This is a genomic window from Mycolicibacterium iranicum, assembly GCF_002101705.1.
Classification (GTDB): domain Bacteria; phylum Actinomycetota; class Actinomycetes; order Mycobacteriales; family Mycobacteriaceae; genus Mycobacterium; species Mycobacterium iranicum.
In genome coordinates this window covers 276,918-293,291 of sequence record NZ_LQPC01000019.1, presented here as the reverse complement: position 1 = coordinate 293,291, position 16,374 = coordinate 276,918, and the positions used below count along the sequence as shown (strand labels likewise).

The window sequence follows — 16,374 nt, the reverse complement described above, 5'->3', positions numbered from 1 at the left end:
ACCACACGAAAACCACTACCCAACAACACAACTCGGCATCACACCGAACCCACACCAATTACCACGCAAAATCCGGGCTACGGCGCCAAAGCCGTAGTCACAGGCGGTAGCAAGGGCATGGGGCTGGCCATTGCCGAGACTCTCGCAGCAGAAGGCGCCTGTGTAGCTGTCATGGCTCGCGGCGTAGATGCCCTGGAATCCGCGGCGCACCGCATCCGGAAAGCCGGTGCTCCCGAGGTGCTTCCGCTCAGCGTCGACATGACAAGCGCTGATTCCATCAGCGCCGGCTACGCGACAGTAGCCAAGGCGTGGGGGAGCCTGAACATTCTCGTGCACACCGTCGGACCGAATGCAGGCATGTTCGACGAACTCGACGATGCCGACTGGCACGCCGCTTTCGAGTTGGGCACCATGTCGGCGGTGCGCTCAGTGCGCGCGGCATTGCCGCTACTGCGGGCTGCCGATTGGGCTCGGATTGTCACCCTGTCCGCGCACTCCATTCAGCGGCAGAGTCCACGCCTGGTCGCCTACACCGCGTCGAAGGCCGCATTGTCGAGCTTGACCAAGAATCTGTCCAAGAGTCTGGGACCCGAGGGAATCCTGGTCAATTGCGTGTGCCCTGGCACCATCGTGACGGCTAGTTTCACCGAGATTCTCAAGGATGTATTGGCTGCTGATGGGTTCGATTCGGCAGATCCGCACGACGTCATGGCGTGGGTCGAACGCACCTACGGCCATCCATGTGACCTCGGTCGCGCAGGTCTCCCCGAGGAGATCGCCTCAGCCACCGTGTATCTGGCATCGAAGCGCAACGGCTACGTCACCGGAGCGACGGTCAATGTGGATGGCGGTTCGGATTTCATCTGAGCACGGACTCAGCTCTTTTTCGCCATCTGGTCGGCTGCGGTGTCGGCCCACTGCGCATTGTGACGGCCCATCGTCATCGCGCCGTGCCAGCCGCCGTCGGTCCAGAGCACTGTGCCACCGACATAACTCAGCCTTGGGCTGCCCAAACAGACGAGCGGCCAGGCCTGCTCCTCTGCCCTGGAGTATCGGCCGACCGGCCCGATCGCGTCGTCGACGGTCTCCTTACCCATCAGGTCCTGGAAGGCCGGCATCATGGCCGTCTCGGTGGGCCCGGGGTTGATGCAGTTGATGCGGATGCCTTTACGGCCCAACACGGGATACCACCAGCCCACCCAGGCGTCGATGATGTACTTCGAATAGGCGTAACCGCTCCATGACCACTTCTTCTCGTTGGCTTTCAGCCAATCGACCGCCGCCTCGAAACCGTCTGTCTCCAGCAGTGTCGTGATCACCTTGATGTGGTCCTGCCAGCCGATCGCCGCGGACGACGAGATCACGCTGATCGCGGAGCCTTCGCCCATCTTGGGCACCAGCAGCTCTGCGAGATGCCGAGCGCCGACGAAGTTGACCAGGATGGTGTCCCATTCGCTGAACGGTGGACCCGGCAAACCGGCGCAGCTGAACAGTCCGTCGACGGGCCCGTCGATCGAGGCTGCCACCTCTTCGATGCTCGCTCGATCGCGGAGATCGATCTGCATCGCGCGCGCTACCGGAACCGTTGTCGGCTTGATGTCCAGCGCGGTCACCTGCGCACCGAGGTCGACCAGGATCTGGGCCGTGGCCTCCCCCATCCCCGACGCCGCGCCTGTGACGACGACATTCTTGCCCCCGTATCCGAGCACGTCCTCCATGGTCACTTCCCTTCGATGCATCAGCTCAAGGCGGATGAGAACCAAACAAACCCGATTTGAGAGCAAACGTTATCACTCGCAATAGACTGGCTGGCCCACCCGGCCGGCCCTAGCCATCGGCGCAGAGCGATCAGGTGTTGAAGTCAGGCAACGGCGTCTCGGGGGCGACGTCTTCGGTCGGCAGTTCAGTGGCCGGGTCATTATTGGCCCGGTTCTGCAGCTCTGCCGCGTGCCGCAGATTGTCACCGGTGTTGTCGGCGTGGTCGGGTGTGGTCACAGCGATCTCCTTCGCATCCATTCGCGCTCCGTGTACCCGAACAGGCGGTGTTCCAGTCCATGGAGCGCACGTGACACAGAATGAAACAGACTGGCGTTCCAACGCGTTCGTTCCGAATGCGTCGATATGCAGAAGGATTCGTCGGATGGGCGTACCGTCGATGAATGTCCGCCGCAAATGAAATTCCGATTCGGACGACGCTGTGTTCACTTGCCGGTCGGCTCCTGGGACGGACTGCTGTCGCGTACCTCGGCGCTGTCAGTCGAGCCAGCACCTCGATCCCGATCATCGGCACCCATCTGCAGCCAGTCGCCGACGCCGCGGCCATGGGGGCGTGGATGGCGCGCCAAATTCCTGCGTTCCTGCAGCAGCGTTCTGTGGGTGCCGAAAGCGACCGGCCTACACCGACCACTCCGTATTCGCACAGTGAAACTCTCGCGGCCTGCGCAGCTTCGTTAGCCGGGATGGCTCCTGCCATTGAGGAGTGGCCGCCGGCCGCGCGGACGCCTCCGGTGGTTGCCATGGCTCGACAACGCGAGCGCTTCCTCCTGCACTCTTCGGTTCCCTATGGCACCCACCCCGCGCAGGTGCTCGATATCTGGCGTTCTGCGAGCGCACCGCCCAAGCCGGCCCCCGTGTTGGTCTTCGTCCCCGGCGGCGCCTGGTTGTACGGAAAATCTCGACACCAGGGTCATGCGCTGCTCTCCTTCATGGCCGCTCGCGGATGGGTCTGCTACGCAATCGATTACCGCGTTTCGCCGAGACACCGCTGGCCCCGTCACATCATGGACGTCAAAGCCGCCGTGGCATGGGTGCGGGCGAACGCAGCCATTCATGGTGGTGACCCAGGTTTCCTCGCTATCGCCGGCGCTTCCGCCGGCGGGCATCTTGCAGCGCTGGCAGCGATGAGCCGTGAAGACGCAGAGTTCGACGCGGAATTGGGCGACGCGGACGCCAGCGTAGATGCCGCGGTGTCGTTCTACGGCAGATATGACTGGGAGGACAGGTCAAGCGTCGAACGCGATCAGTTCATGGGCTTCCTCGAACACCTTGTCGTGAAGCGGGCGCAAAGCTCCCACCCTCAGATATTCCGGTCGGCATCGCCGATGGCGCGGATCACCACCGCCACACCGCCGTTCTTCGTCGTCCACGGCTCCGCGGACAGTGTCATCCCTGTAGCGCAGGCCCGCCACTTCGTAGACCGCCTACGGCGGGAATCACAGTCCCCTGTGGGCTATCTGGAACTTCCCGGTGCCCAGCATGCATTCGATCTGCTCGACGGGGCCCGAACGGGTCCGGCGTGCCTGGCCGCCGCGACATTCCTGGACGCGATGTATCTCAGGCACAGCGCGCCGGTCGCAGTATGAGCCGGCCCGGCGTTCATGTGCGGCGGAACAGCCCCTTGCCGGACGGCAGCGGGAGGTCGAGCGTCGTAACGATGCCCGGCGCAGCATCGACCACCGCCGGAATGTTGTTCACGACTCGCGATGCGGTGGCGACCATGCCCGCGTGCGCATGGTCGCCGTTGCGGCTGCTGAGGTTGAAGTCCATCGAATACGACGGCTCCCCTGTGATCTCGATGCGGTAGGTGTACGAGCCAGTCGCAGGGCGGGGCCATTCCGGGCACAGATCGTCGCGCATGCGAGTGACGTGTTCTGCCACGATGACAGGCCGACCGTCGACGAGACCTGCCACCTCGAATCTCAGGGCGGCAGCTGTGCCTTCGGCAATGTGCCCCCACGCGGTGTCAAAAGCGTCCGGGGCGGCCACTCGGACCGAGTGCTCGGCGATGTCGTCGAGTTCTACCCCGAGCCATTTGGCTCCCAGCTCCACCACCGAACCCCACGCCATCTTGAGCGCACCGGGAGCGACGACCATCGGGGTCTCCTCGAGCGGCCGACCGAACCCCATCAGATCCCGCATGATGAGGGCACTGTCATAGGTCGAGTAATCGCAGATTTCGATGCAGCGAATCTGTTCGACGCTCTGACACGTGCCGGCGAGCGCGAAGGGCACGATGTCGTTGGCAAAGCCGGGGTCGATGCCGTTGACGTATAGGCTTACTCCGCCCGCTTGCGCCGCCTCTTCGACAGAGCGGTAGAGCTCCTCAGGCACCACGCCCCACGGATTCTGCAGGAATGTCCCGCCCGTACCAACAACATTGACGCCGGACTGAAGGATTGTGCAGTAGTCTCCCAGCGCCTCCAGCATCCGCGTGTCGGCGATCGCCGCGTACACCGCGCAATGTGGCTTGCCCGCCAGCAGTTCGCCGAGGTCAGTCGTGGCGACGATTCCGGTCGTCCGATCGATGCCCGCAAGTTCGCCGGCATCCCTGCCCGCTTTGGCATTGGAAGACACCCAGACGCCGACGACGTTATACGTCGGGTTATCCAGCAGAGCGCGAAGGGCGGGCTTTCCGACACCACCTGTACCGATCACAATGACGTTCAGCGTCATGAGCGCTGCGTCCAGTGCGCCACGAACGGACCTATGGTGGACAGGTCGTAGAGACCTGGGTCGGCATCCAGCACCGCCGGTATCGCGTTGATCGCGTGCATGGCGGTCGCCAGGCAGCCCTGTTGGGCGTGATCTTCGTCGTCAGAACCGATCACGAGGTGAAAGCTCAGGTTCGGCTCACCGACAAACGTCACCTCGTAACCGATGTCGGTCGGCCAGTCTGGCGCGAGGTCGTCGGCCATTCGTGTGAGGTGCTCGACCGAAAGTGTCACCGGACCGCAGTCGGCAGCCACTCCGAAACGCATCGCCCCCACGGTGCCTGCGGGTATCTCACCGGCTGCCACCGTCAATGCCCTCGGCGTCGTGGCAACTTCACGGTATCCACGCACGCTTCGGATCTGCAGACCGAGAGCCTGGGCAAGTACGGTCGCGCTGCCGATCCATGCGCCGGCGGCATACTCGGTGTTGGTAAGCAGCGGCGTAGGGTCGTCGGGCGGAAAGCCGAAACCCATTGCATTGAAGATCAGGTCGTGGCTTGCATAGGTCGAGTAGTTCAGCACTTCGCGAACATCAATGCGGCCGGTGCGCTGGGTGAGGCGTGAGAGTATCGGACCCAGCGACTCGCCGATGAAGCCCGGATAGAGACCGAGGCCCAGGAACGCCGATCTACCCTTTCTACAGGCGCTTTCGATGCCGTCGGCCAGCGAGCTGTCCAATGATCTCGGGTGGATGAACCGGCTGCCGGTGGTGATCACGTTCTTGCCCGACGCGAGAAGATCGCAGACATCGGCGAAGCATCCGGGGGTGTCGGTCTCGACCTTCCCCATGTAGAGCACGACATCGGCGTCCAGGGCCAGCAGAGCCTCGCGGTCATCGGTGGCGGTCACGCCCGTAGCCGGCAGGCCGCACAGTCTTCCCGCGTCGACGCCCGACTTCGCCGGGTCATACACGCGCACCCCGACGAGATCGAGATCCTCGCGGCCTATCACATGACGCAGCGACATAGTGCCGGTGACGCCGGTCGCCCACTGGATGATACGGGTCATGCGCTCAGTCCCAGATCACATCGAGCCGCGGCGGCGACCGGAACATCGTGCCTGTGATGTAGGGCGGCGGCGCGTCGGGGTCCAGGCGCAGGCCGGGTAGCTGGTCGAATAGCGCATTGAAGATTTTCATGCTTTCCAGCCGCGCCAGATGCATGCCCAGACACACATGTGCTCCGTGGGCGAAACCAATGTGCGGCTTCCGATTCCGGAAGATATTGAAGCGCTCGGGCTCATCCCATCGTGATTCATCATGGTTGGCGCTGCCCAAGCTGAGCATCATCGTTGCGCCCTTGGGGATCTGGATTCCTTCCAACTCGGTGTCGCAGGTGACCTCTCGCATGAAGTTCAGTAGCGGTGTCTCCCAACGGATCCCTTCCTCGATCGCCTGTGGCAGCAGACTCCGGTCGCCAAGCACCGCGTCCAGCTGCTCCGGATGTGTCAGCAACGCATAGGCAAGGCTGGCCGTGGATCGCGATGTTGTCTCTGCACCTGCGGGCAACAGGTTCCGCATGAAGCCGTAGATCTGCTCATCGGACATCTTGACGCCGTTGACCTCGGCACCGGCCAGAATCGACACCATGTCGTCGGCGGGCGCTTTGCGTTTCTCAGCGAGGATCCCGACAAAATACTCGCGCATTTCCGCCGAGGCCTTCATCGCGGTTTCCATGTCGCCTCGGAAGCCCAGGATGTCGATCGCCAGGCGATGAAACTGCAGCACGTCGGAGTCAGGGAGTCCGAGCAGTGCTGCGATCACCCGCACCGGGATCGGCATGAACACCGCATCGACGAGGTCAGCGCGCTTGGCATCCTTGAGCTTCGCGAGGGTGCGATCGACCAGCGGCCCGACCAACTCGTCATCCCAGCGCTTCATCGAAGACCGGGCGAACGCGAACTCGTGCAGCTTGCGGTAGACGGCGTGCTCGGGTTCCTGCATTTCCAGGATGGTCGGCCCCTGCAGCGGCCGCACAATGTCCTCGTAGCATCGCGTGCTGAAGGTGATGTTGTCGGTGAACACAGCTTTGACCGCGTTGAAAGAGTACGCGGTGAACGTCGGTGGGCCATCGCCAGAATTGCCGACCACACCCATTTCGGGCCAACCAGGATGCACCGGAGCTTGAGCGCGCAGTTCCTTCAACAACGGGTATGGAGTCGCGTCGCCGTCGGCACCCATGCCCTTGTTGAATCTGTCCTGCGCCTCGCGGATGCTCCGTTCGAGCTCGTCGACTGATGCCGGTTTCAACACCCAAACGCTCCTCACTGCACGACGCCGGTCCAACATACACCCTGTCGGTTGGAACTTCCATCATGTAGCTTGAAAGCCGTCATCAGACGGAATATCGCGAAAGCGCAACCAGGAGAATTCGATTGACGACTCGCGTAGCTCAATGGGCAACAGGTGCCGTCGGCCGGGCCGCTCTCCGCGAGCTCATCGAGAATCCTGATTTTCAACTTGTCGGCGTGTTGGTCTACGATCCGGCGAAGGCGAACAGAGACGCGGCCGAGCTATGCGGCTTAGCGTCGCCAACAGGCGTCCATGCGACTGCTTCGAAAGACGAGATCATTGCGCGCAAGCCTGATGTGGTCGTTCACACCGCCAGTAAGGCTCACGCCGTAGAAACCAATGCAGAGGACATTTGCCGACTCCTCGCGGCCGGCATCAACGTCATCTCCACCACGTCGTACAACCACCTGCCGACGTACGGAGAAGCCACCCACGCCGCCTTCGTCGAGGCGTGCCGCCGCGGCGGATCGCGTTTCCACGCCGCCGGCGAGAATCCGGGCTTCATGTTCGAGCGGCTCGTCGCGACGGTGACCGGGCTCAGCAAGAGCATCGATCGCATCGATCTCTACGAGGCCACCGATGTCTCCGCTGTCGACAGCAGGCCGATGCTCGTGGACCTGATGGGCATGGGCAGGCCACCCGAGGACGTCTCTGTCAACTCGCCGATCATCGCCAAGCTCGACATGGCCTACCGCCAGGCGCTCAACGCGACCGCCGATGTGCTCGGCGTGACTCTTTCGCACATCGATATCGCCGTCGACGCGACTACGCTGCCTCACGACATCAAGGTCAAGGCCGGCACAATTCAGGCGGGAACGGTAGTGGGACAGCGCTTCTCGTGGGTTGGTCACTGGTCCGGTAGACCGTTGCTGGCGATTCACGAGGAGTGGGTTTTGACTCGGGATTTGCCGCAGTGGGGGCTCAAACCTCTTGCGCCGGGCGACCGCGCACCGCTGATCCGCGCCGTCATCGCCGGCAATCCGAGCTTTGAACTGCAACTCGACGTCGGGCCTGAGGACGGCCATTCGGACGGCACACACGCGATGCCCGGGCACCTGATGATCGCCATGGGCGCCGTCCGCGCGATTCCCTATGTGCTCGCCGAGCCACCCGGCATTGTCACCGCGCCTGTGTTCGGCGCGATCCAGCTAGCGTGAGCCCGCACTGACGGCGCGCGCGATGTTCTCACTCGGGGCGGCATGGAAGACATGGGCCGAGCCGTCCGGTGCAATGCGGCGGGCGATCAGATAGTCAGAGCCCAACCAACCCTGTCGGATGCAGCGACCGAACCGCAGGAACGTTCCGGGCGCCCCGCTGGCCGAGGGAATGAGTTTCACCTGTTCGATGCCGTTCTTGACACCCTCCCCTGTTAGCGGGCGGGCCATAGACAGTGCCCGCACGATCACGGTGGCCGCGTCGCGGGCGAGACCAGGCATCGAGTGTCCGGGACGCCTTCCGTACTCCGACTCGAAGCGATCAAGGAACTCCTGGCCGACGGCGTTGCGCTCGTCGTAGCTGTCGAGGCCGATCCAACCTGAGAGGTGCCTCATCCATTCCGCGCTGATGTGCGCCATCTCGAACGCGGTGGTGGTGTATCGCGGCGGATCCCATCCTGCGGCCAGTAGCGCGTCCGAGAACCCCCACAGCCCGTGCCCGAATCCGACGTGGACCAGCGCGTCCGGCTCTGCAGCGCGCAACAGCTCGACCGCTTGCGCTTTGTCGGCTTCAACCTGCGGAATCGCCACCGTCGAGACCACCGTGAGGCCCGCTGTCGAATAGGCTTTCTCCGCGAAGGACAGGTATTCCTTGCCAATCAGAGACGACTCGTAGGCGATGGCGATGCGTGATCGCCCGTCACCGATCATGACCGCGGCCAGCATCACCGGCTCCTCGGCCATCGAACCGTTGTTGAGGGCAAAACACCATTCGCCGAGTGCGCCCTCGGATCCCGAGAGCGTGATGATCGGCGCCTGCGCCGTGGCGTCGACGTGCGGGCGTAGCGGAACGACGTTGTCGGACACCCACGGTCCGAAGATGGCGAGGCAGCCTTCTTCGATCAGCTCGTCGAACGCATGCTCTACAGCCTTGTATGTCCCATTGGGAAGTCCGACCACATTGCGCTGGACCAGTTCGACCGGGCGATCGATCAGGCCCGATGCCAAAGCATCGGCGATAACCAGCTTCAGAGCAGCCACGGTGTCGTTGTCGGTGTCGCCTTTCGTTGGATAGTCATTGAGCAGGCCCACTTTCAGGGGCGCCACTGAGCCGTATGCGCGAACGTCGTCGTCTGCCATACCCGCAACATACAATATGAATGTTGATACGATGCACTCATGGCCAAGCGCGGTGGCACTGACGATGAGCGTCGAGCACGGGGAGACCAGACTCGGCGCGACCTTATCGACGCAGGTCGTTCTCTTTTTGTGGAGCAAGGCTTTTTCGACACCAGCATCGGCGATCTAGTCTCGGCGTCCGGCGTGGGGACTCGCGGAGCCTTCTACCACCACTTCAAAGACAAGGCAGAGCTCTTTCGGGCGGTCTTCGAGGAAGTCGAGCACGACCTCACGCTGCGCTCCATTGCGGCCCCGCCGAGAGGTGCGCATGCGTGGGAGCGCCTCACCCGGGGCCTGCACGGATTTCTCGAAGCCGCACTAGACCCCGAAGTCCAGAGAGTGATGCTGCTCGACGGGCCCGTGGTGCTGGGTTGGCAGACACTACGCGCTATTCAGCTGAACGACAGTTTCGCCATGATCGACGAGGTCATTCGCGAAGCCATCGCCGAGGGCGCCATCGACGAGCAACCGGTGGGCGAACTGACACACATGATCGTCGCGGCGTTAGAGGAGGCCGCCCTCCTCGTGGCGCACGCCGACGACCCGATAGCCGCCCGCAAACGCGCAGCCAGAATCCTTGATCGGATGCTGCTGAGCTTCGCCTCGCAGGCGTTAAATTCGTTGCCTCAATAGGCTTTTCAATGCACGTGACGACGCGCGTCTAATTACTGGAAATAGTCATTTACACATTTGCATACAGTTCCTCTAACTTACTGGTAGCGTCACTCTCGACCTCTGTGCAAGGAGACACATGCAGCCCCACCCCTCGATCCTCGCCCGCGCCGACGATCACCTCGTCGCACCGAGCACCCTCGGACCCCTCCGGGCCGGGCGCGATGTCTGACATCACGGGCCGCAAGGTTGCGGTCATTGGCGCGTCCGCAGGACTCGGACGATGCATCGGAGTGGGCCTGGCCCAAAAGGGCGCACACGTCGCTCTGCTTGCACGCCGATACGACCGGCTCGTCGAGGCCGCCAAGGAAGCGGGCAACGGCGCTCTCGCCGTTGCCTGCGATGTCACCGACGGTGGAGGCTGCCAACAGTCCATCGCGGAAGTTGTTGCCGGCCTCGGGGGCCTCGACGCACTCGTCTACACGACAGGCATGGGTGTTCTCTCGCCGCTGACCGATGTCACGGCAGAACAGTGGGCGCAGTTGTTCGCCACCAACGTCACGGGCGCCTCGCTGGTCACCGCGGCCGCCGCACCACATCTGGCGCAATCCCAAGGGTCAGCCGTGTACCTCTCCTCGCTCAGCGCGTCGTACTCGACGCCATGGCCGCTACTCGGGTCGTACGCCGTCACAAAGGCTGCGCTCGACAAATTGGTCGAGGCGTGGCGCATCGAGCATCCGAACATCGGTTTCACCCGCCTGGCCGTCGGCGACAGCCTGGGCGGCAAGGGCGACGCCCAGACGGAGTTCAACAAGGGCTGGGACCCCGACGCGCTCGAATCCGCAATCAGATTCTGGATGGACAACCGCTACATGCTCGGCGGTCTCGTCGACGTCGACCACCTCACCGACGTCGTGGAGTCCGTGATCGGCTGCGGTAAAAGCAGTTTCATCCCCTACCTGACCCTGGCCCCCCGCGCCTCCGACTCGGTGAAAGAGCTTCGCAAATGGTGAACCATGAATCCCGCATGCTGATCGACGGCAAGCTCGTCGACTCCGAGACGGGCCGGCAGTTCGACAACGTCAACCCCGCCACCGAAGAGGTGATGGGCGGCACGGCCGACGGGACGCGCGCCGACATGGAGCGCGCGGTGGCGGCGGCACGGCACGCATTCGACCACACCGACTGGTCGCGCAATGGTGCGGCCAGAGCAGCGGGCCTGCGGCAACTGCAAGCCGCGCTCGAGGCAGAGAAGGAGGACCTGCGCCGCGAGTTGATCGCCGAGGTCGGATGCCCATTGCTGAGCACGTTCGGTCCCCAACTCGACGTTCCGCTCAAAGAGGCGCTGAGCTGGCCGGCCGACATGATCGACCAGTTTCCCTGGAAGCGTTCGCTTCCCGACAAAGATGCATTCGGCATGGGCACCATGGCCGCACGCGAGGTGTGGAAAGAGCCTATCGGTGTCGTCGGCGTCATCGCGCCATGGAACTTCCCGTTCGAGATCATCCTCAACAAGATCGGGCCGATCCTGGCCATGGGCAACACGTGTGTCCTCAAGCCCGCACCGGACACGCCCTGGAACGCCACCCGGATCGGCCGGATCATCGCGGAGCAGACAGACATACCCCCTGGCGTCATCAATATCGTCACCTCCTCCGATCACCTTGTCGGGGAGGTGCTCTCGACCTCTCCCCTGGTCGACATGGTGGCGTTCACCGGCTCGACGGCAACCGGACGCCGTGTGATGGCGGCCGCAGCCGAGACCGTGAAACCGACCTTCCTGGAGCTGGGCGGCAAATCGGTCTACCTCGTCCTGGAAGACGACGGCGATATGAAGGCTTCGGTGGGCGGGAGCGCATTCATCTCGATGCACGCCGGGCAGGGATGTGCGATGCCGACCCGGCTCCTCGTACCGAACTCCCGGTACGAGGAGGCTGTCGAGATCGTGAAAGTCGCCATGGAGAAGAACAAGTACGGGGACCCCACCGACGCTTCGGTACTGCAAGGTCCGCAGGTATCCAAGCGGCAGCAAGACCGCGTCATGGGATACATAGAGAAGGGCAAGCAGGAAGGTGCCCGGCTCGTCACCGGAGGCAGGATCCCCAAGCATCTGCCCAAGGGCTACTTTGTCGAACCCACCGTCTTCGCCGACGTCGACAACGGCATGACCATTGCGCAGGAAGAGATCTTCGGACCTGTGCTGTCCGTCATCGGTTTCGACGACGACGACGACGCGGTGCGCATCGCCAACGATTCCATCTACGGGCTCTCTGGCGTCGTGTTCGCCAACGACCTGGAACGCGCCAAGGGTGTCGCCAGCCGCATTCGTACCGGCACGCTCGGTATCAACGGCGGATTGTGGTACGGCGCCGACGCTCCGTTCGGCGGCTACAAGCAATCGGGAATCGGTCGCCAGTGCGGCCTCGAAGGACTCGAGATCTTCACCGAAACCAAGACTGTGGGGTGGCCCGCGTCATGAAATCCCGGGCCGCAGTGTTGCGCGGCGTAGGCATCGACTGGGAAGTCACCGACATCGACCTGGATCCGCCCCACGCCGGCGAAGTGCTGGTCAAGATGGCCTATGCCGGCATCTGCCACTCCGACGAGCACTTCTACACCGGTGACAGCGTTCCGAGTAAAGACATGGAAGACCTGATGCGGGCCTCCGGTGTTCCTGTGCCTGAGTGGTTTCCGATGCTCGGAGGTCACGAGGGGTCTGGAATCGTCGAGGAGGTCGGACCCGAGGTCAAAACGCTCAAACCCGGTGATCACGTTGCCGTCTCGTTTTTCCCGGCGTGTGGGAACTGCCGCTGGTGCGCGACCGGTCACACCTACCTCTGCGATGTCGGGGCGGATATCTACAGCAAGGCGATGACCACCGACGGTACCCGGCGGCGTCACCTCGGAAACGAAGACCTCATGGCCATGATGCAGGTAGGGACGTTCTCCGAGTATGTGGTCGCATCAGAACGTTCACTGGTGAGAATCAACGACTGGATTCCGCTGGAAGCGGCATCTCTGGTGTCCTGTGGTGTCACGACGGGGTTCGGCTCTGGATCGGTGGCGGCCGGTACCCAACCCGGCGACACCGTCGTTGTGATCGGCGTCGGCGGCATCGGCATGAACGCGGTGCAGGGGGCGAAGGCGTCCGGTGCGAAACACATCGTCGCTGTCGACCCCAACGAGTTCAAACGCCAAATCGCGCCGACGTTCGGCGCCACCCACACCGTCGCCGATGCAGCGAGCGCCGTGGACCTCGTCAAGGAGATCACCTGGGGTGTGATGGCCGATCGCGTGGTGCTCACTCCTGGCGTCGTGCCCACAGACATGGTGTTCGTCGCGATGATGATGCTGCGCAAGGGCGGTACCTGTGTGATCACCGGGATGGCGAAGGTCAGCGACATGATGGTGCCGCTGGTTCTACCCGATATGGTCAGTTCCTGTAAGACACTCAAAGGAGTGCTGTACGGGGAGATGAATCCACGGGATGCGATGCCCAAGCTGTTGTCGATGTACGAGGCCGGCACCCTCAAGCTCGATGAGCTGATCACTCAGAAGTACAAACTGGACGACATCAACGAGGCGATGCGAGATCTTCGGGCAGGCAACAATATCCGCGGAGTCATCGCGTTCGAATAGCGACGGCGATCGGGCGACAGGGGGATTGTGATCCGACTCAGCGGGTGGGACGCGTCGATGCTCTACTCCGAAACGCCGACTGTTCACATGCATACGCTCAAGGTCGCGATCATCGACCTCGAGGGTATTGGCGAGCATTACGGGATCGAGGAGTTCCGGCACGTGGTCGCCGGAAGACTGTACAAACTCGACCCGTTTCGCTTCGAGCTCGTCGACATCCCGTTGCGGTTTCACCATCCGATGTGGCGCGAGAACGCGCGAATCGACCTCGACTACCACGTGCGATCCGTCCGGGTCGCCGCACCCGGCGGCCGCCGGCAGCTCGACGAGGCCGTGGGTGAGATTGCCGGTACACCGCTGGATCGCACACGACCGCTCTGGGAGCTCTACCTACTGGAAGGCTTGGCGGGCAACCGAGTCGCTGTGGTCGGCAAGATCCACCACGCCCTCGCCGACGGCGTCGCAGCCGCGAATCTGCTGGCCAAGGGTATGGACCTACGGCTGGGCAATGACGACGATCCCGACGGATACCGCGCCGAACCTGTCCCGCCGGCCACCCGACTCGTGGGATCGGCGTTGCGGGACCACTTCAGGCAGATCTCTCGGATTCCGTCGACCGTGCGATACACCGCCGACGGGATTCGGCGCGTGCGCGCAAGCAACCGCGTCCTGTCTCCCGAGCTCGCGTGGCCGTTCACACCGCCACCGTCGTTCATCAACCATAAGCTCGATGCGACACGGCGTTTCGCTACCGCGACGTTGTCGTTGTCTGATGTCAAGCAGACCGCATCCGCACTGGGTTTGACAATCAACGATCTCGTTCTGGGAATTTCGGCGGGCGGCCTGCGGACGCTGCGCCTGCGTCACGACAACAACGCCGACGACCCGCTACTGGCCTCCGTCCCAGTGAGTTTCGACACTGCGTCAGACCGCCTCTACGGCAACCGGTTCAGCGGCATGCTCGTGCCGTTGCCCAGCGATATCGCCGACCCGGTCGAGCGGATGAGAGCCGCAAGTGCTGCGGCAAGAACTGCCAAGGAGAACCACCAGCTGCTCGGACCGGAACTGATCTGTCGATGGTCTGAGTACCTGCCACCGGCACCGGCTGAGGCGCTATTCAGGTACCTCGGCAACCGCGACAGCCGCAACAAGATCTTCACGCTGCCGATCTCGAATGTCATGGGTCCGCGTGAGCGAGGACGCGTCAACGGGCGGATCGTCTCCGAACTCTATTCGGTGGGCCCGCTCACAGTCGGCAGCGGCCTCAACATCACTGTCTGGAGTTACGTCGACCAAATCAGCATCTCGGTACTGTCAGACGGGCTCACAGCTGGAGACCCCCATGACCTCACCGAGGCCATGATCGATGATTTCGTCGCGGTACGGCGTGCGGCGAAACTTTCACCGCAACTTGTCGTGCCCGAAGGAGTCATGGCTCCCTGAGCTCATCCCAGGACCGGGAACCGTCGCGCGGCGGCCAGCTCGTCGAGCGCCGCCTGCATCACCTTACGAACGTGCTCGTCGACCTCGGCGATGTCCGGTTCTGAACCGAAGGTCTCCTGAATATCGATGGGAGGCAGGACTTTCGTGACGATCTTGGTGGGAAGCGGCACGTTGACGGGCAGTACCGACAAGCCGAACGGCGCTCCCAGAGAGATCGGCACAATCTTTACCCGCATCAGCTTGTCCACCCGCAGCGCACGTGCCAAACCCGCGCCCCTGGTCAGGTAGATCTGGTTCTCCTGCCCGCCGATAGACACCATCGGAACAATGGGTACCTTGGAGGCGATTGCCGCCCTGACGTAGCCGGTGCGGCCGCCGAAGTCGATGGTGTTGCGGGCCGAGGTCGGCCGATAGGCATCGTAATCGCCGCCGGGGAAGACGACTACGATGCCTCCGGAACCCAATGCAGCGGCGGCACTTTCATGTGTTGCGGAGATGAAGCCGGCACGCGAGAGCAGTCGTCCGACTGCACCAGTGACCAGCATGTCGTGACTGAGGGTGAAGATGGGCCGCGTGTAACCGAACCGCTCGTAGAAGGCGGCAGCCAGAACGGGTACATCGAGTGCGAACAGACCACCGGAATGATTCGACACCACCAAAACCCCGCCGTCGGGAAAGCTTTCCAGACCGCTGGCTTCGGCCCGGTGATATGCCTTCAGAAACAACCGCACCCACCGCATGGCCTGCTCAGTGAACTGTGGATCCCATCGAGCTATCTCGGCCGTGCTCACGCTATCCATTACCGTCCCTTGAACTGGAGGTTGCCCACTCCAGTCTGCGCGAGGAGAACGCCTATTTGCAAATTTCAATATCGGAGGTTCTTCGATGGCGAGCCGCCACCGTGGCCCACCCGTAGGAGATGCCGACCAAGAGAAAGAGTGTCGGCGCGGAAACACGACCCGCATCACGACAAGCTGCCCCGCGACTATCGCTGCAACCACGGCCGCGACAATCGCGGCTGTACCCATCGGTTCGTCCCCGCGGCTGGATTTGCCGCTAGCAACGGATGGGCACGCCGAACAAGCCCATGCCGCATTCGAATGCCGCATCCGGCGGCATATTCGGACCGTCCCAGACGTTGCCGTTAGGTTCGACGGTCCAGCCCGTCGGCTGATAGGTCACCGGGTCATAGCCCGACGGAACCCTGACTCCGACGTTGCCCATTCCGCCCTTGGCGTACTGCCAGGTGTGGCACACGTTCATGTCCCAGACGTAATTGGCCCCGGGCCCTGACGGCGGGTACATCGACTGCCCGGGGCACCATGTGTGCGGCTCGGACGGCAGCGCTTGCGCGCTGCCGGCCGCCAGGCCCAGGCCAGCAGTGGTGAGGCCCGCAGTCATCATGGTCACGGCGACCACATCCTTGACGCGCATACGTACTTCCCTTCAACTGGTACGCCGCACCGTGTGCGGCGTCATCGAACGGAAGTACACCCCGACCTGTGCACTACCGATCCCAAGTTTGGGAATGGTAGCGAGGCGTCGCTATTTGCGCTGGGGTTTCGGG

Annotated in this window: 16 protein-coding genes; 8 read left to right on the top strand and 8 right to left on the bottom strand. The window is 63.0% G+C overall.

Annotated features, from left to right (window positions below; all coding sequences use genetic code 11):
• Positions 1-57: 57 nt before the first annotated feature.
• Positions 58-867 carry an SDR family NAD(P)-dependent oxidoreductase gene (locus AWC12_RS05020; RefSeq protein WP_272937873.1) on the top strand — a complete coding sequence of 270 codons (810 nt, stop codon included), beginning with the start codon at positions 58-60 and terminating at the stop codon, positions 865-867.
• Between the two features lie 8 nt (positions 868-875).
• Here the strand turns inward: AWC12_RS05020 and AWC12_RS05015 are convergent, their stop codons facing one another.
• Together AWC12_RS05015 and AWC12_RS30995 are read right to left on the bottom strand one after the other, a co-directional pair.
• Positions 876-1,718, bottom strand: coding sequence for an SDR family oxidoreductase (locus AWC12_RS05015; protein WP_085172694.1), 843 nt, complete (start codon positions 1,716-1,718; stop codon positions 876-878).
• Between the two features lie 130 nt (positions 1,719-1,848).
• Positions 1,849-1,995, bottom strand: a complete 147-nt coding sequence (locus AWC12_RS30995; RefSeq protein ID WP_165762765.1) for a hypothetical protein — start codon at positions 1,993-1,995, stop codon at positions 1,849-1,851.
• A 164-nt stretch (positions 1,996-2,159) separates the two neighbouring features.
• Between AWC12_RS30995 and AWC12_RS05010 the strand changes: the two genes are divergently transcribed.
• On the top strand, positions 2,160-3,362 hold the full coding sequence (locus AWC12_RS05010) for an alpha/beta hydrolase (RefSeq protein WP_085172680.1): 1,203 nt from the start codon (positions 2,160-2,162) through the stop codon (positions 3,360-3,362).
• A 13-nt stretch (positions 3,363-3,375) separates the two neighbouring features.
• Here the strand turns inward: AWC12_RS05010 and AWC12_RS05005 are convergent, their stop codons facing one another.
• From AWC12_RS05005 to AWC12_RS04995, 3 genes are read right to left on the bottom strand one after another with little or no spacing between them, the layout of a single operon-like run.
• On the bottom strand, positions 3,376-4,452 hold the full coding sequence (locus AWC12_RS05005; protein WP_085172678.1) for an NAD(P)H-dependent amine dehydrogenase family protein: 1,077 nt from the start codon (positions 4,450-4,452) through the stop codon (positions 3,376-3,378).
• Positions 4,449-5,498 carry an NAD(P)H-dependent amine dehydrogenase family protein gene (locus AWC12_RS05000; protein ID WP_085172676.1) on the bottom strand — a complete coding sequence of 350 codons (1,050 nt, stop codon included), beginning with the start codon at positions 5,496-5,498 and terminating at the stop codon, positions 4,449-4,451. Before AWC12_RS05000 ends, AWC12_RS05005 begins: the two co-directional genes overlap by 4 nt.
• Positions 5,499-5,502: 4 nt before the next feature.
• Positions 5,503-6,669, bottom strand: a complete 1,167-nt coding sequence (locus AWC12_RS04995) for a cytochrome P450 (RefSeq protein ID WP_420087682.1) — start codon at positions 6,667-6,669, stop codon at positions 5,503-5,505.
• Positions 6,670-6,863: 194 nt separating this feature from the next.
• Between AWC12_RS04995 and AWC12_RS04990 the strand changes: the two genes are divergently transcribed.
• Complete coding sequence (locus AWC12_RS04990; RefSeq protein WP_085172672.1) at positions 6,864-7,937, top strand: NAD(P)H-dependent amine dehydrogenase family protein; 1,074 nt, start codon at positions 6,864-6,866, stop codon at positions 7,935-7,937.
• Here AWC12_RS04990 and AWC12_RS04985 read toward each other — a convergent pair.
• Positions 7,929-9,074 carry an ABC transporter substrate-binding protein gene (locus AWC12_RS04985; protein WP_085172670.1) on the bottom strand — a complete coding sequence of 382 codons (1,146 nt, stop codon included), beginning with the start codon at positions 9,072-9,074 and terminating at the stop codon, positions 7,929-7,931. The two genes, AWC12_RS04990 and AWC12_RS04985, sit on opposite strands and share 9 nt — an antisense overlap.
• A gap of 39 nt (positions 9,075-9,113) precedes the next feature.
• Here AWC12_RS04985 and AWC12_RS04980 point away from each other — a divergent pair, with 39 nt between their 5' ends.
• From AWC12_RS04980 to AWC12_RS04960, 5 genes are all read left to right on the top strand, one after another.
• Positions 9,114-9,746, top strand: a complete 633-nt coding sequence (locus AWC12_RS04980) for a TetR/AcrR family transcriptional regulator (protein ID WP_085172669.1) — start codon at positions 9,114-9,116, stop codon at positions 9,744-9,746.
• A 203-nt stretch (positions 9,747-9,949) separates the two neighbouring features.
• Positions 9,950-10,738, top strand: a complete 789-nt coding sequence (locus AWC12_RS04975; protein WP_085172667.1) for an SDR family oxidoreductase — start codon at positions 9,950-9,952, stop codon at positions 10,736-10,738.
• Positions 10,732-12,204 (top strand): aldehyde dehydrogenase family protein, encoded by a 1,473-nt coding sequence (locus tag AWC12_RS04970; RefSeq protein WP_085172665.1) that lies wholly within the window; start codon positions 10,732-10,734, stop codon positions 12,202-12,204. Before AWC12_RS04975 ends, AWC12_RS04970 begins: the two co-directional genes overlap by 7 nt.
• A complete protein-coding gene (locus AWC12_RS04965) occupies positions 12,201-13,364 on the top strand; it encodes an NDMA-dependent alcohol dehydrogenase (protein WP_085172735.1) in 1,164 nt (387 codons plus the stop codon). Before AWC12_RS04970 ends, AWC12_RS04965 begins: the two co-directional genes overlap by 4 nt.
• Before the next feature lie 27 nt (positions 13,365-13,391).
• Complete coding sequence (locus AWC12_RS04960) at positions 13,392-14,807, top strand: WS/DGAT/MGAT family O-acyltransferase (protein WP_085172663.1); 1,416 nt, start codon at positions 13,392-13,394, stop codon at positions 14,805-14,807.
• Positions 14,808-14,809: 2 nt separating this feature from the next.
• On the opposite strand, the gene AWC12_RS04955 is transcribed toward AWC12_RS04960, so the two are convergent.
• Both AWC12_RS04955 and AWC12_RS04950 read right to left on the bottom strand, forming a co-directional pair.
• Entirely contained in the window at positions 14,810-15,607 is a 798-nt protein-coding gene (locus AWC12_RS04955; protein WP_085172661.1) for a lysophospholipid acyltransferase family protein, read from the bottom strand.
• 256 nt (positions 15,608-15,863) lie between these two features.
• Positions 15,864-16,241, bottom strand: coding sequence for a hypothetical protein (locus AWC12_RS04950; protein WP_085172659.1), 378 nt, complete (start codon positions 16,239-16,241; stop codon positions 15,864-15,866).
• Positions 16,242-16,374: the final 133 nt, after the last annotated feature.